Source organism: Polaromonas sp. OV174, from assembly GCF_900112285.1.
Classification (GTDB): Bacteria; Pseudomonadota; Gammaproteobacteria; order Burkholderiales; family Burkholderiaceae_C; genus Polaromonas.
On the sequence record NZ_FOKZ01000009.1, the window covers coordinates 28,960 to 42,021 of the forward strand.

A 13,062-nucleotide genomic window follows, 5' to 3' on the forward strand; every position below is an offset into this window, starting at 1 on the left:
GCAACCGACACTCATCCTTTGCCCCGTTTCCTGATCGCAGAAACCTTAACGAAGACCGCTGACCTGACATGGCCAAAAAAGACTATTACGACACACTGGGCGTCCCCAAAAACGCCAGCGATGAAGACATCAAGAAAGCCTATCGCAAACTGGCGATGAAGCACCACCCTGACCGCCACCAGGGTGATACGGCGAAGCAGGCCGAAGAAAAATTCAAGGAAGCCAAAGAGGCTTACGAGATGCTTTCCGACGGCCAAAAGCGTGCCGCCTACGATCAGTACGGCCATGCCGGCGTGGACCCCAATATGCGAGGCGGTCCGGGCGCAGAAGGCTTTGGCGGATTTGCCGAAGCCTTTGGCGACATCTTTGGCGATGTGTTCGGCGGCCAGCGTGGCGGTCAGCAGCGCGGCGGCCGTCAGGTCTTTCGTGGCGGCGACCTGAGCTATGCCATGGAGATCACCCTGGAAGAAGCCGCCAACGGCAAAGAGGCGCAAATCCGCATCCCCAACTGGGATGACTGCGGCATCTGCCAGGGCAGCGGCGCCAAGCCGGGTAGCAAGGTCGTCACCTGCACGACCTGCCACGGCCACGGCGTGGTGCAAATGCGTCAGGGCTTTTTCAGCGTGCAGCAGAACTGCCCCCAATGCAAGGGCACCGGCAAGCTGATCCCCACACCTTGCGTCGCCTGCCACGGCGTGGGCAAGACCAAGAACAACAAGACGCTGGAAGTCAAGATTCCCGCCGGCATTGACGATGGCATGCGAATCCGCTCCACCGGCAACGGCGAGCCAGGCACCAACGGCGGCCCGCCAGGCGACCTGTACATTGAGATCCGGATCAAGAAGCACGAGATTTTCGAGCGCGATGGCGACGACCTTCACTGCGCCATGCCGATCAGCTTTACCACGGCCGCCTTGGGCGGTGAAATTGAAGTGCCTACGCTGGCCGGCAAAGCCGCCATAGACATCCCCGAAGGCACACAGGCCGGCAAGCAGTTCCGGCTGCGCGGCAAGGGCATCAAAGGCGTGCGTTCCAGCTACCCCGGCGACCTTTACTGCCACATCACGGTGGAGACCCCCGTGAAGCTGACGGAACACCAGCGCAAGCTGCTCAAGGAGTTGGACGAGTCGCTGAAAAAAGGTGGTCCCAAGCATTCGCCCAGCGAAGAGGGTTGGACCGACAAGCTGAAGAGTTTTTTCAGCGCCTGAAACCCTCATCCCTAAGCCGGCGGCGATGCCTCTGGCCTATCCAATCAAAAGCCGGACTTGTTCCGGCATTTTTTTGCGCCAAGCGACATGGCTGGGCGCAATTCAAGCCGGGCAACCGACGTATACCGACGCAAAGAAAACCCTGTAGTACTACGAAGACTCGCGGCTTTCAGGGTGCTTAGGCTGGCGCAGCCCTGCATCCTGGAATCAGGTCTTACAACTTGCAGCCCAAGCGCTGCCACCCCTGGCCCACGCTCGACACGAGCACAGCTGTATCTGTCGGAATTTTTTACATCTCATTAACACTTTCATCTAAATTAGTTCATAAAGTCTTGATTTGCATAATATTTTTACAAATGGCATGGATCGTGCATGTTAGCAAGCGTAAGCCACCATGTATCCATTCAAGGAGTTCTTCATGAGCCTCAAAAAAATCATTCAAGCCGCAGCCATTTGTGCAGGATTGATTGGACTCGGAGGGGGAGCCAGCGCGTCGGTGATCACTTTCCATAACGTCAACGATACGGGCTCCATCCTGTATTCGACCACCCAGGATGGAGCCACGCTTTCCGCGACCATGCAGTTCACGCTCAGCGCCATATCGAACAATAGCGCCACGTTTGCGCTGACGGTATCGAATAACTCCAGTGGCCCGGGCGCCAATCAGTTGATGTCCTTTGGCGTTGACACGGTCAGCCCCACATTGACAGGGGCCTCAGCCACAGGGAGCTGGGAGGCCGGCATCAACAAAACACTCCCGACATTCCAGACCGTTGACCTGTGTATTTGGCGCAGCAATGGCTGCCCTGGCGGAGCTGTCGGTGATGGCCTTGCCGAAGGATTATCCGATATGTTTTCGCTGGTTTTGACAACTGCCGGCAACTTCCTCCAGCCGGATGGCATTTCATTCACCAGCCCCTATGGTGTGAAATTCCAGAATGTCGGAACAGCGGGTAGCGCAGCGGAGTTCGCTGGCTGCATTGCCGGCACCGCTGGTTGCGGCCCCACGACCCGCCAACTCCCGGAACCAGCTTCAATCGCACTGGTAGGCTTGGGCTTGCTGGGCGTCGCACTTGGGCGCCGCCGCCGCGCATGAGCGTGCAGCGCCTGCCTAGAGAGGCGAGGGGCTGGAACCCCTCCCCTATTCCCCACATTTGACGACAGACTCCATAGCCTGCTACCACCATTTGGGCCTCGGCAGAATACGGCCTTGCAATCCGACACAGGATCTGGCCACACCTCCTAAAATCTGCATGAGAGACGCTCAAAATACAGCGTAAATCCCATGCACGTTAGCGACAATTTGAAGGCCTGGGCCAAGCAAATCAAATATGACGGTGTGACGCTTTGGTTTGCAGGCAAAAATCCCCGAACTCCTTGGCATGCAAAGGCCCTGGGTATGTTTGTGGTGGCCTATGCGCTGAGTCCCATTGACCTGATTCCAGACTTCATCCCCGTGCTGGGCTATCTCGATGATGTTCTGCTGCTTCCCGGCCTGATCTGGTTAGCCATCCGACTTTTACCGCCTGAAGTCCTGGCAGAATGCCGTGCGCAAGCAAACGAATGGATGCAGGCAAAGGGCTCAAAGCCAAGAAGCTGGGTCGGTGCGGCCCTCATCATGATGCTGTGGCTGAGCATAGGCGTCGCTGCGTGGTTTTGGCTCAACTCGCGTCCATAGGCATTTAGATAAACAGCAAGCAGATCTTCAACGAAGCCAACACTCAGCGGGCGACATCAGCGAAGTGGTCAGCTTTCACCGCAATGATGGCCACCATATGCATTCAAGCCATGGATGAGACCTTAATGCGCTCAAAGCATCACTTGAGGCCCACATCACACCCCAAAAGAAGCAAGGCGGAGGATTTTTTAAAAAGGCACTTGCAAGTGTTACTTGCAAAATCTCAAAGACCAGAAACCAAAAAGCCCTGTAAATCAAAGATTTACAGGGCTTGAATTGGCGGAAACGGAGGGATTCGAACCCTCGATGAGGCTCTACACCCCATACTCCCTTAGCAGGGGAGCACCTTCGGCCACTCGGTCACGTTTCCAATCCTATGATTATCGCACGAGTTTTGGCTGAATTTCAGGCTGTGGGCTGATCAAGATCAAAAGCTTTGTGCAAGGCACGCACGGCCAGCTCCATATACTTTTCATCGATCACCACCGAGGTCTTGATTTCGCTGGTGGAAATCATCTGGATGTTGATGCCCTCTTCAGCCAAGACGCGGAACATCTTGCTGGCAATCCCCACATGGCTACGCATGCCAATGCCGACAATGCTGACCTTGCAGATTTTGGCGTCGCCCGTCACTTCCTGCGCGCCCAGCGCAGGCAATACCTTGGCCTTGAGCAACTCCATGGTCTTGGCGAAGTCGTTGCTGTGCACGGTAAAGCTGAAGTCAGTCTTGCCTTCCTTGCTGATGTTCTGGATGATCACATCGACTTCGATGTTGGCGTCGGCCACGGCGCCCAGAATCTGGTAGGCAATACCCGGGGTGTCTGGCACGCCGAGCACGGAGATTTTGGCTTCATCGCGATTGAATGCGATGCCCGATACGATGGCTTTTTCCATGTTTTCGTCTTCCTCAAAACTGATCAAAGTGCCTGATTTGGCTTCTTCGTTAATGTCTATATTCCAGTCGGTGAAGCTGGACAGCACGCGCAGCGGCATCTTGTACTTGCCGGCAAACTCAACCGAGCGTATTTGCAACACCTTGGAGCCCATAGAGGCCATCTCCAGCATTTCCTCGAAGCTCACGGTATGCAAGCGCCGCGCCTCAGGAACGACACGCGGGTCGGTGGTATACACGCCATCGACATCGGTGTAGATCAGGCATTCATGGGCCTTGAGCGCGGCGGCAACCGCCACGGCCGAGGTGTCCGAGCCACCGCGGCCCAGGGTGGTGATGTTGCCGTCATCGTCCACGCCCTGAAAGCCGGTGATGATCACGACCTTGCCGGAGTCCAGATCGGCGCGCACCCGCTCGTCATCAATCGACTCAATGCGGGCCTTGTTGTAGGCGTTGTTGGTCTTGATGCTGACCTGCCAGCCGGCATAACTAACCGACGGCTGCCCGAGGGATTGCAAGGCAATGGCCAGCAGCGCACTGGAGGCTTGCTCACCGGTGGCGGCCAGCGCGTCAAGCTCACGCTTGTAGCTCTCATCGGTATGAGACGGCGCCAGTTCCTTGGCCAGGGCTAGCAGGCGGTTGGTTTCGCCACTCATTGCGCTGGGAACAACGACCATCTGGTGGCCGGCCCGCGCCCACTTGGCGACGCGGCGGGCGACATTAAGGATGCGCTCGGTCGAGCCCATCGATGTGCCGCCGTATTTATGAACGATCAAAGCCATTGCAGGATGTCAATCTGGAGTTTGTTGCGAACTTAATTTGTTTTTTTTGCCAGGCGACCACGCTGAAATCGCCCCTTGGCATGCCATTGGCTGCCAGCAAAACCTTTGATTATACCGAGGGCTAGTAGCCGCTTAGCCGGCCTTTTTCGCAGCGGCGCTGTAATGCAAGACGGCCCCCACTCTCGTCACGTGACCGCTCGCCACCTTGAGGTGAATTCTGTGGCCGCGCGTGGTGCAGGCCGCAATTTGCCGCAGCAACTGATCCAGCTGCGCCGCACTGGGCGTGGCCTGCTGCTGCAGCAGCCAGTGGCGCAGCACATTGGCCTGGCGCGGCGATGACAGGGCTTGCAAGGCCTGTATCGCTGGCGGCGTGCCGATAGCGGCCAAATCCTGCAGCGCCACATCCAACAGCACCAGCTGCGCCTGCGCGGCATGCTGGGCGCTGCGCGCAAAAGTGGCGCGAAACTGCGGAAAAGCCTCGGCAAGCGCCGGCAGCAGGCGCGCCCGAATGCGGTTGCGGGTATAGCGCTCGTCGGTATTGGTCGGGTCATCGACAAAAGGCTGTTGTTGACGCAGCAGCCACTCGCGCAAACTGACTGCCGTGGTTTGCAGCAGCGGACGGTAAAACAGCACCCCAGCGCGCTCAAACTGCGCGGCCATGGCCGACAAGCCAGGCAAACCGGCGCCACGGCTAAGCGCCAGCAGCAAGGTCTCCACCTGGTCGTCGGCATGCTGGCCCAGCAGCACGCCGCCCAGGCCTTGCTGCTTGGCCGCAGCCGCCAGCGCCGCATAGCGCGCGCGCCGCGCCGCATCTTCCGGGCTTTCACCAGGCGCATGTGCGGCATCGACATGCACCACCTGCAGCGGCACCTTGGCGCTGGCACAGACCGTTTCGCAAACACGCACGAAATCATCGGCCGCCGCTTGCAGTCCATGGTGGATGTGCAGGGCCTGAACCTGGCCGGGCCAGCGGTGCGCAGCGGCCAGCAGCAAGGCGGTGGAATCGGCGCCGCCGCTATAGGCCACGCCTATTGGCAACTGTGGCAACTGCGGCGACGAAGTGAAAAGGGCTGTCAGGCCGGCCAGCGCCGGATTAATATCTTGGGCCTGAGTACTAGGCGCGCTTGGCGCCTCGATGCGACTGGCGGCAGCGCCTGCCGCCAGCGGCTTATTTGCCGCCGTCGGCTTTGGTGTCGGTGAAGCGGCCATAGCTTTGCAGGCGGTCATAGCGACGGTCCAGCAACTCCTTGACCTTCAAATCACTGACCTGGCGGAAGGCGTCATTGAGTGCGCGCTTCAGGAAGGCCGCCATTTGCTTGTGGTCGCGATGCGCGCCGCCCACCGGCTCGTTGACGATCTTGTCGATCACGCCCAGGGCCTTGAGCCGGTGCGCGGTGATGCCCAGCGCTTCGGCCGCCTCCTCCGCCTTGGCGGAGGTTTTCCAGAGAATGGAGGCGCAGCCTTCGGGGCTGATGACGGAGTAAATCGAGTACTGCAGCATCACCACCTGGTCGGCCACGGAGATCGCCAGCGCGCCGCCGGAGCCGCCCTCGCCGATGATGGTGGTGATGATGGGCACCTCAAGCTGTGCCATTTCGAAAATATTGCGGCCGATGGCCTCGGACTGGCCGCGCTCCTCGGCATCTATGCCGGGGTAGGCGCCTGGCGTGTCAACAAAGGTGAACACCGGCAGGCCGAACTTCTCTGCGGTCTTCATGAGGCGCAGCGCCTTGCGATAGCCCTCAGGCTTGCTCATGCCGAAATTGCGCAAGCCGCGTTCCTTGGTATCGCGCCCCTTCTGGTGACCCAGCACCATGCAGGCGTGGCCGTTAAAACGGGCCAGGCCGCCAACAATGCTCAGGTCGTCGGAAAAATGCCGGTCGCCATGCAGCTCGACGAAGTCGGTGAAGATTTCATTGACATAGTCCAGGGTGTAAGGCCGCTCGGCATGGCGGGCAATCTTGGTGATCTGCCATGGCGTCAGAACGCTATAGATGTCCTTGGTGAGTTGCTGGCTCTTTTTCGCCAGTTGGTCAATCTCTTCTGAAATGTCAACCGCCGACTCGGTTTGCACGTAACGCAATTCTTCAATTTTTCCTTCGAGTTCGGCAATCGGCTGCTCGAAGTCGAGAAAGGTCTTTTTTGCCATGTGTAATCCTCAGGCTTTTTAAACTTAAATCTATCTGTCAGTGTGCGGCTACTCGCCGGCCACTAGGCCGCCAGCACCGGCAAGGGATCCAGAGAGCGCCAAATATACCAAGTCGCCACACTGCAGTATGGCGCCCACGCGGCGGCCACTTCGCGGGCATCGCTGCGGCTGACCGACTCGCCGGAAAAGTAGTTCTGGCTGATGCCACTGATCAGGCCGACATCGTCCAGCGGCAAGACATTGGGCCGGGTCAGGTAAAAAATCAGAAACATCTCGGCGGTCCAGCGGCCAATACCGCGTATCGCCACCAGCTCGGCAATGATGGCTTCATCGTCCATCGCCTGCCAGTCCTTCACGTGAACCGCACCGGTATCAAAATGGATCGACAGATCGACCAGATACTCCACCTTGCGCGCGCTCAGGCCGGCGGCCCGCATGTCGTCGACCTTGAGCTTGAGCACATGGCCGGGGGTCATTTTTTTCGGCAGAGCGGCAAAGCGGTGCCAGACGGTTTGCGCCGCCTTGACAGAAATCTGCTGGCCCACAATGCTGCGCGCCAGGGTGCTGAAGGCGTCGTCACCGGCCTGCAGGCTGGTGCCTTCAAACTGCGGGATCAGCCGCTTCATGACCCGGTCTTTCTTGACCAGGTGCTTGCAGGCGTCGGTCCAATAGGCCGGCACCGTGCTCGCCGTTTCCACGGCCTCGGCACTTTCGTTCAACTCGATCAGCTCGGTACTGCCCGGGCCGCTCTTCACTATCTTTTTCATAGCTTCTTGCGCCCGTCTTGCTGGGTCTGAGGGCCAATATGACTCATAAAACTCACGACAACACCTCCCAGCTCGTGCCGCTGGACGAATCTTTCAGCACAATGCCCTTGGCCAGCAGTTCCTGGCGGATACGGTCGGCCGCGGCAAAGTCCTTGGCCTGCTTGGCGGCGGCACGTTCGGCAATCTGCCCCTGTATGCTGGCCTCGTCCAGGCCGGCGCCGGCCTGCAAATAACGGCCAGGCGCGCCTTGCAGCAGACCCAGGCAGCCGCCCAGTGCTTTGAGCAAACCGGCCAGCTCGGCGGAGCGGGTTTTATTGACCTCGCCGGCCAGCTCGAACAACACGGCTATGGCTTCGGGCGTGCCAAAGTCTTCGTCCATGGCCGCCTTGAAACGGGCGGCAAAGGGATTCGTCCAGTCGATCGTCACCGCAGCCGGCTCAACCAGACTCAGTGCGGTGTACAGGCGCTTGAGCGAATTGCGCGCGTCGTCCAGATGCGCATCGCTGTAATTGAGCGCGCTGCGGTAATGCGCGCGGACGATGAAAAAGCGCACCGTTTCGGCGTCGTACTGGGCCAGCACTTCGCGGATGGTGAAAAAGTTGCCCAGCGATTTGGACATCTTCTCGTTGTCCACCCGCACAAAGCCGTTGTGCACCCAGAAACGGGCCAGCGGCTTGCCGTTGGCGCCTTCGCTCTGGGCAATCTCGTTTTCGTGATGCGGGAACTGCAGGTCGGCGCCGCCGCCATGAATATCAAAGGTCTCGCCCAGCGTCTGGCAGCTCATGGCCGAGCACTCGATATGCCAGCCCGGCCGGCCCAGGCCGTAGTCATGGCCCAGCGCCGCGCTGTCCCACTTGGCGTCCTCGGGCTCGCTCTCCTTGGCCGATTTCCATAGCACGAAGTCCAGCGGATCCTGCTTGCCGTCCAGCACCGCCACCCGTTCGCCAGCGCGCAACTCGTCCAGCGACTTGCCCGACAGCTTGCCGTAACCCGGAAACTTACGCACCGCGTAATTCATGTCACCCGTGGATCCGCGATAAGCCAGGCCTTTTTCTTCCAGCGTACTGATCAGGCTGAGCATTTGCGGCACGTACTCGGTGGCACGTGGCTCCAGGGACGGGGGTTCAATGCCCAGCGCGCCTATGTCCTGGTGCATGGCGACAATCATTTCGTCGGTCAGCGCGCGAATGCTGATGCCGCGCTCTACCGCCCGTTTGATGATCTTGTCGTCAATATCGGTGATGTTGCGCACATAAGTCACCTGCAAGCCACTGGCCTTGAGCCAGCGCTGCACCACATCAAAGGCCATCATCATGCGCGCATGGCCGATATGGCAGAGGTCGTAAATCGTCATGCCGCACACATACATGCGGACATGGCCGGGGACCAGCGGCGAAAAATCTTCTACGTCACGCGACAGCGTGTTGTAAATGCGAAGGCTCATGAATAATCTGGGTGTGTGCTCTGACGTCGATTCGTCAGAAGGGGAAAAGAAGCTTTATCTCACGGGCACCGCCGACAGGCAAGGCCCCTAAAGCGCAAGCGAAAAACAGCAAGCAGCAAAACCGAAAGGGTTGTGACTATACCCCCTCGGCTAGAATCACCCAGTATATCCAGCCGCCGCAAGCGCGTGTGAATGCCAGTGCAACACCCGACCGGGCCGGTTTGTTTTTTCTCACTTTCCGCCCTGTGGCGGCCCCATGCCCAAGAGCCATAGCGAGAGTTTTTATGCCCACGCCAGCATTTTTTTTACGCCACCCCTGGTTTGCCGCCTTGTGCCTGACGGCCGCCTTGACGGTGACGGCTGCGCATGCTGACGACTACAGCGATGTCAACCGCCTGGTGCGCGCCGGCCAGCTGACCGAAGCCATGGCCAAGGCCGAGAAATACCTCGCCGGCAAACCGCGCGACCCGCAAATGCGCTTTCTCAAGGGCGTGATCCTGAGCGAATCGGGCAAGACTGCCGACGCCATTGCCACCTTCACCCAGATCACCGAAGACTACCCCGAGCTGCCCGAGCCCTATAACAACCTGGCCGTCCTTTACGCCGGATTAAGCCAGTTTGACAAGGCCAGGGCGGCGCTTGAAATGGCGGTCAAAACCAATCCCAGCTACGCCACCGCGCACGAAAACCTGGGCGACATCTACGCCCGGCTGGCCAGCCAGTCCTATAGCAAGGCGCTACAGCTGGACAGCGGCAATGCCAGCCTGCCGCCCAAACTGGCGCTGATACGCCAGTTGCTGACACCTGCGCCAACGCCGGCGGCCAAGAGCGTCAAGCCGACGCCGACATCCTGAAACCATTTGTCCTATTTTTCACAAGGAGTGAGAGGGTGACAACATCCATGACAAGTCATACGCGCCGCGCCGCGACCACCTTGCTGCTGGCCCTGGGCCTGGCGGCTGGCGGCTTTGCCGCGGCACAAGCTGCACCAGTTGCCCCCAAGGTGAAATTCGTCACCAGCGAAGGCAGTTTTGTGGTCGAGGTCTACCCCGACAAGGCCCCCAAGACGGTGGCCAACTTCCTGCAATACGTCAAGGACAAGCATTACGACGGCACGATTTTTCACCGCGTGATCAACAACTTCATGGTGCAGGGCGGCGGCTATGACGCCAGCTACGCCGAGAAAAAAACCCGTGACCCCGTGGTGCACGAGGGCCGTGAGGCCCTGGCCAAGGGCGGGCAGAAAAATGTCGTCGGCACGCTGGCCATGGCCCGCACCAACGACCCGAACTCGGCCACCGCGCAGTTCTTCATCAACGTCAAAGACAACGACTTCCTGAACCCGACGCTGATTCCCCCCGGCGATCCGGTGCCGGAATTCGAGTACCAGAGCCAGGTCTACAAGAACACGCCGCGCGACCAGTTGCTGAGTGCGCCCCAGCTTTATGGCTACACGGTATTTGGCAAGGTACTCAGCGGCATGGACGTCGTCAACAAGATCAAGGCCGTGCCCACGGGCGCGGGCGGCCCCTTCCAGACGGACGTGCCGAAAACGCCCATACTGATCAAATCCGCCACCCTGGTGAACTGATTCACTCTCTTAAACCACCACTAACCGATAGAGGCCCTTCATGAGCAACCCTAAAGTAGAACTCCACATTGCCAACTACGGCGTCATCACGCTGGAACTGGACGCCGCCAAGGCGCCCAAGACCGTCGCCAACTTCCTGAGCTACGTCAGCAAGGGCCATTACGACAACACCGTGTTTCACCGCGTCATCCCCGGCTTCATGGTGCAGGGCGGCGGCTTTGAAGTCGGCATGAAACAAAAGCCCACCGACGGCGAGATCGAGAACGAGGCCACCAACGGCCTGAAGAACGACAACTACACCGTCGCCATGGCCCGCACCAATGCGCCGCACTCGGCCAGCTCGCAGTTTTTCATCAACGTGGCCGACAACGGCTTCCTGAACCACACCGGCCAGAACGCATCGGGCTGGGGCTATGCCGTGTTCGGCAAAGTCGTGGCCGGCAGCGAGGTGGTGGACAAGATCAAGGCCGTCAAAACCGGCCGCAAAGGCTTTCATGACGACGTGCCGCTGGAAGACGTGATCATCGAAAAAGCCGTCGCGCTGGCCTGAGTCACCGCTCGGACCGACTGACTGTCCAGGTCCAGACCGTGACCACCCCCATGACCGTGCCCCAGATGGCGGAGCTTCAAGCCCCGTCATCTTGGCGCATGGTCGATTTCATTTCCGACCTGCATTTAAGCGACCAGGCGCCGGCCACCTTCGCGGCCTGGCAGCACTACCTGGAAAACACGCCGGCCGACGCGGTCTTCATGCTGGGCGACCTGTTTGAAGTCTGGGTCGGCGATGACGCCGCCAGCGCACCTCAGCCGCCAGGCGCAGCCCCGAAAAGCAGCTTTGAGCTGCGCTGCGCCCATCTGCTGCAACAAGCCTCGCAGCGCCTGGCGCTGTTTTTCATGCCCGGCAATCGCGACTTTCTGGTCGGCCAGCGCTTCATGGATTTGTGCGGCTGCCGTTTGCTGACCGACCCGACCGTGCTGGTGTTTCCCGGCGCCAGGGAGCAGCGCTGGCTGCTCTCGCATGGCGACGCGCTTTGCCTGGATGATGTGAATTACATGCAGTTTCGCCAGCAGGTGCGCAGCCCCGGCTGGCAGCAGGCCTTTCTGGCCAAGCCATTGGCCGAACGCCAGGCGATGGCGCGCGGCATACGCCAGCAAAGCCAGCAACAGCAGCAAGACCGCAAGCGCGCCGGGGCCGGCTATGTCGACCTGGACAGCGACGCCGCCCGCCAGTGGCTGCAAGCCGCCCAGGCACGCACCCTGATTCACGGCCACACCCATCAGCCGGCCGAACACCCACTGGGCGACGGGCTGTCGCGCGTGGTGCTCAGCGACTGGGATGCCCAGGCCAAGCCGCCGCGCGCCGATGCGCTGCGCCTGACGGCCAGTGGCCTGCAGCGCATCGCCCTGCTTCCAAGCTGATGGCGGCCGCCGCATGCTGAGCTGGTTGCGCGCCCTGCTGCGCCCAAGCGCCCGCCCCGATGCCATTCCCGAGGCGCTGTGGCAGACCACGCTGGCGCACTACCCGTTTCTGGCCAACCGACCGGCGGCCGACTTGCTGCGCCTGCGCAGCCTGAGCAGCGAGTTTCTGGCGCACAAGGAGTTCTCCGGCGCCCACGGCCTGGTCGTCAGCGATGCCATGGCCGTGGCGATTGCGGCGCAGGCCTGCCTGCCGATACTGCAGCTTGGCCTGCGCTGGTACGACGACTTCAAGGGCATTGTGGTGCACCCCGGCGCCATGCTGGCGCGCCGCAAAAGCACCGATCATGCCGGCGTGGTGCACCACTACAACGAGGCGCTGCTGGGCGAAGCCATGCAGGGCGGGCCGGTCACGCTGAGCTGGCAGGACGTGGCGGCGGCCGGCGACACGGCAGCGCGCGGCCACAACGTGGTGATTCACGAATTCATCCACAAGATAGACATGCGCGACGGCGCCGCCGATGGCTGCCCGCCCCTGCCCTCGCGCGCCGCCCACGCCGCCTGGCGCGCCGTGATGCTGCCGGCCTACGAGGCCTTTTGCGAACAGGTCGCCATGGCCGAGCGCTTTGGCGGCGAAGCGCCCTGGCTGGATGCCTACGGCGCCACGGCACCGGCCGAATTTTTTGCCGTAGCCTGCGAAGCCTATTTCGTCAATCGCGAACGCTTTCACCAGGACTTTGCAGACGTCACCGCCTTGTTTGACCAATTTTTCAAGCAAATAAAGTCTGTAGCGCAATAAAGACGGGCGCTACCAGCTATCTTTTAAATAGGAAATAACAAGCTGCAGCGGATCGCCGGGTAAAGAGGCTTGACACTGCTGCACTGCAGCATTAAAGTTCGCCGGTTTTCAACTTCGGAGTTTCTTGTGGGTAATGGTTCCAGTGACAGTCGTCGATCAAGCATCGGCACCACTGCCTGACAGGCCCCGCGGAAACTCTTCTCCGCCGTGCCTTTCAAGCACGGTGTCCAGGCGCCCACCGGGTGCCCAGGCCGCAAATTCTTGCCGGCATTTTCTTCAAAGACGACGCTTCATCACCACTCGAATGGGGTTAGGCTGAGCTAGGGCCGCCCCGTC

The 13,062-nt window shown here is 60.2% G+C and carries 13 protein-coding genes and 1 tRNA gene; 8 read left to right on the plus strand and 6 right to left on the minus strand.

The features are described 5' to 3' along the window. Positions 1-68 precede the first annotated feature (68 nt). The 3 genes from dnaJ to BM160_RS09845 all read left to right on the plus strand — a co-directional run bounded on the left by dnaJ (position 69) and on the right by BM160_RS09845 (position 2,886). Complete coding sequence (gene dnaJ, locus BM160_RS09835; protein WP_092004242.1) at positions 69-1,208, plus strand: molecular chaperone DnaJ; 1,140 nt, start codon at positions 69-71, stop codon at positions 1,206-1,208. Between the two features lie 418 nt (positions 1,209-1,626). Next, complete coding sequence (locus tag BM160_RS09840) at positions 1,627-2,304, plus strand: cistern family PEP-CTERM protein (RefSeq protein WP_092004591.1); 678 nt, start codon at positions 1,627-1,629, stop codon at positions 2,302-2,304. 189 nt (positions 2,305-2,493) lie between these two features. After that, entirely contained in the window at positions 2,494-2,886 is a 393-nt protein-coding gene (locus BM160_RS09845) for a YkvA family protein (RefSeq protein WP_092004245.1), read from the plus strand. 277 nt (positions 2,887-3,163) lie between these two features. Here the strand turns inward: BM160_RS09845 and BM160_RS09850 are convergent. From BM160_RS09850 to cysS, 6 genes are all read right to left on the minus strand, one after another. Further along, positions 3,164-3,256, minus strand: a tRNA-Ser gene (locus tag BM160_RS09850). A gap of 35 nt (positions 3,257-3,291) precedes the next feature. Then, the gene (locus BM160_RS09855) at positions 3,292-4,560 is read right to left on the minus strand and encodes an aspartate kinase (protein ID WP_092004248.1); all 1,269 of its coding nucleotides are present in this window, start codon (positions 4,558-4,560) and stop codon (positions 3,292-3,294) included. A 132-nt stretch (positions 4,561-4,692) separates the two neighbouring features. Continuing rightward, positions 4,693-5,658 carry a tRNA lysidine(34) synthetase TilS gene (gene tilS / locus BM160_RS09860; RefSeq protein WP_369821770.1) on the minus strand — a complete coding sequence of 322 codons (966 nt, stop codon included), beginning with the start codon at positions 5,656-5,658 and terminating at the stop codon, positions 4,693-4,695. 70 nt (positions 5,659-5,728) lie between these two features. Further along, on the minus strand, positions 5,729-6,709 hold the full coding sequence (locus BM160_RS09865; protein ID WP_092004254.1) for an acetyl-CoA carboxylase carboxyltransferase subunit alpha: 981 nt from the start codon (positions 6,707-6,709) through the stop codon (positions 5,729-5,731). A gap of 62 nt (positions 6,710-6,771) precedes the next feature. Next, positions 6,772-7,476 (minus strand): DNA-3-methyladenine glycosylase family protein, encoded by a 705-nt coding sequence (locus BM160_RS09870; protein WP_092004257.1) that lies wholly within the window; start codon positions 7,474-7,476, stop codon positions 6,772-6,774. 52 nt (positions 7,477-7,528) lie between these two features. Continuing rightward, complete coding sequence (gene cysS, locus BM160_RS09875) at positions 7,529-8,920, minus strand: cysteine--tRNA ligase (RefSeq protein WP_092004260.1); 1,392 nt, start codon at positions 8,918-8,920, stop codon at positions 7,529-7,531. Positions 8,921-9,204: 284 nt separating this feature from the next. Between cysS and BM160_RS09880 the strand changes: the two genes are divergently transcribed. Genes BM160_RS09880 through BM160_RS09900 form a run of 5 tightly spaced genes read left to right on the plus strand, consistent with a single transcriptional unit; the run spans position 9,205 to position 12,726 of the window. Further along, positions 9,205-9,774 (plus strand): tetratricopeptide repeat protein, encoded by a 570-nt coding sequence (locus BM160_RS09880; protein WP_092004263.1) that lies wholly within the window; start codon positions 9,205-9,207, stop codon positions 9,772-9,774. Positions 9,775-9,821: 47 nt separating this feature from the next. After that, positions 9,822-10,511, plus strand: coding sequence for a peptidylprolyl isomerase (locus BM160_RS09885; protein ID WP_092004265.1), 690 nt, complete (start codon positions 9,822-9,824; stop codon positions 10,509-10,511). A gap of 40 nt (positions 10,512-10,551) precedes the next feature. After that, positions 10,552-11,061: a peptidylprolyl isomerase gene (locus tag BM160_RS09890; RefSeq protein ID WP_092004268.1), complete on the plus strand. Its 510-nt coding sequence runs from the start codon at positions 10,552-10,554 to the stop codon at positions 11,059-11,061. A 50-nt stretch (positions 11,062-11,111) separates the two neighbouring features. Then, positions 11,112-11,930 (plus strand): UDP-2,3-diacylglucosamine diphosphatase, encoded by an 819-nt coding sequence (locus BM160_RS09895; protein ID WP_092004271.1) that lies wholly within the window; start codon positions 11,112-11,114, stop codon positions 11,928-11,930. 13 nt (positions 11,931-11,943) lie between these two features. Beyond that, positions 11,944-12,726 carry a M90 family metallopeptidase gene (locus tag BM160_RS09900; RefSeq protein ID WP_092004273.1) on the plus strand — a complete coding sequence of 261 codons (783 nt, stop codon included), beginning with the start codon at positions 11,944-11,946 and terminating at the stop codon, positions 12,724-12,726. Positions 12,727-13,062 lie beyond the last annotated feature (336 nt).

Bases quoted from the DNA above. Each gene is read 5' to 3' on its own strand.
- BM160_RS09855 (WP_092004248.1), bottom strand. From the start codon at position 4,560: ATGGCTTTGATCGTTCATAAATACGGCGGCACATCGATGGGCTCGACC.
- BM160_RS09845 (WP_092004245.1), top strand. From the start codon at position 2,494: ATGCACGTTAGCGACAATTTGAAGGCCTGGGCCAAGCAAATCAAATAT.
- dnaJ (WP_092004242.1), top strand. From the start codon at position 69: ATGGCCAAAAAAGACTATTACGACACACTGGGCGTCCCCAAAAACGCC.
- BM160_RS09895 (WP_092004271.1), top strand. From the start codon at position 11,112: ATGACCGTGCCCCAGATGGCGGAGCTTCAAGCCCCGTCATCTTGGCGC.
- cysS (WP_092004260.1), bottom strand. From the start codon at position 8,920: ATGAGCCTTCGCATTTACAACACGCTGTCGCGTGACGTAGAAGATTTT.
- BM160_RS09885 (WP_092004265.1), top strand. From the start codon at position 9,822: ATGACAAGTCATACGCGCCGCGCCGCGACCACCTTGCTGCTGGCCCTG.
- BM160_RS09880 (WP_092004263.1), top strand. From the start codon at position 9,205: ATGCCCACGCCAGCATTTTTTTTACGCCACCCCTGGTTTGCCGCCTTG.
- BM160_RS09890 (WP_092004268.1), top strand. From the start codon at position 10,552: ATGAGCAACCCTAAAGTAGAACTCCACATTGCCAACTACGGCGTCATC.
- BM160_RS09865 (WP_092004254.1), bottom strand. From the start codon at position 6,709: ATGGCAAAAAAGACCTTTCTCGACTTCGAGCAGCCGATTGCCGAACTC.
- BM160_RS09870 (WP_092004257.1), bottom strand. From the start codon at position 7,476: ATGAAAAAGATAGTGAAGAGCGGCCCGGGCAGTACCGAGCTGATCGAG.
- BM160_RS09900 (WP_092004273.1), top strand. From the start codon at position 11,944: ATGCTGAGCTGGTTGCGCGCCCTGCTGCGCCCAAGCGCCCGCCCCGAT.
- BM160_RS09840 (WP_092004591.1), top strand. From the start codon at position 1,627: ATGAGCCTCAAAAAAATCATTCAAGCCGCAGCCATTTGTGCAGGATTG.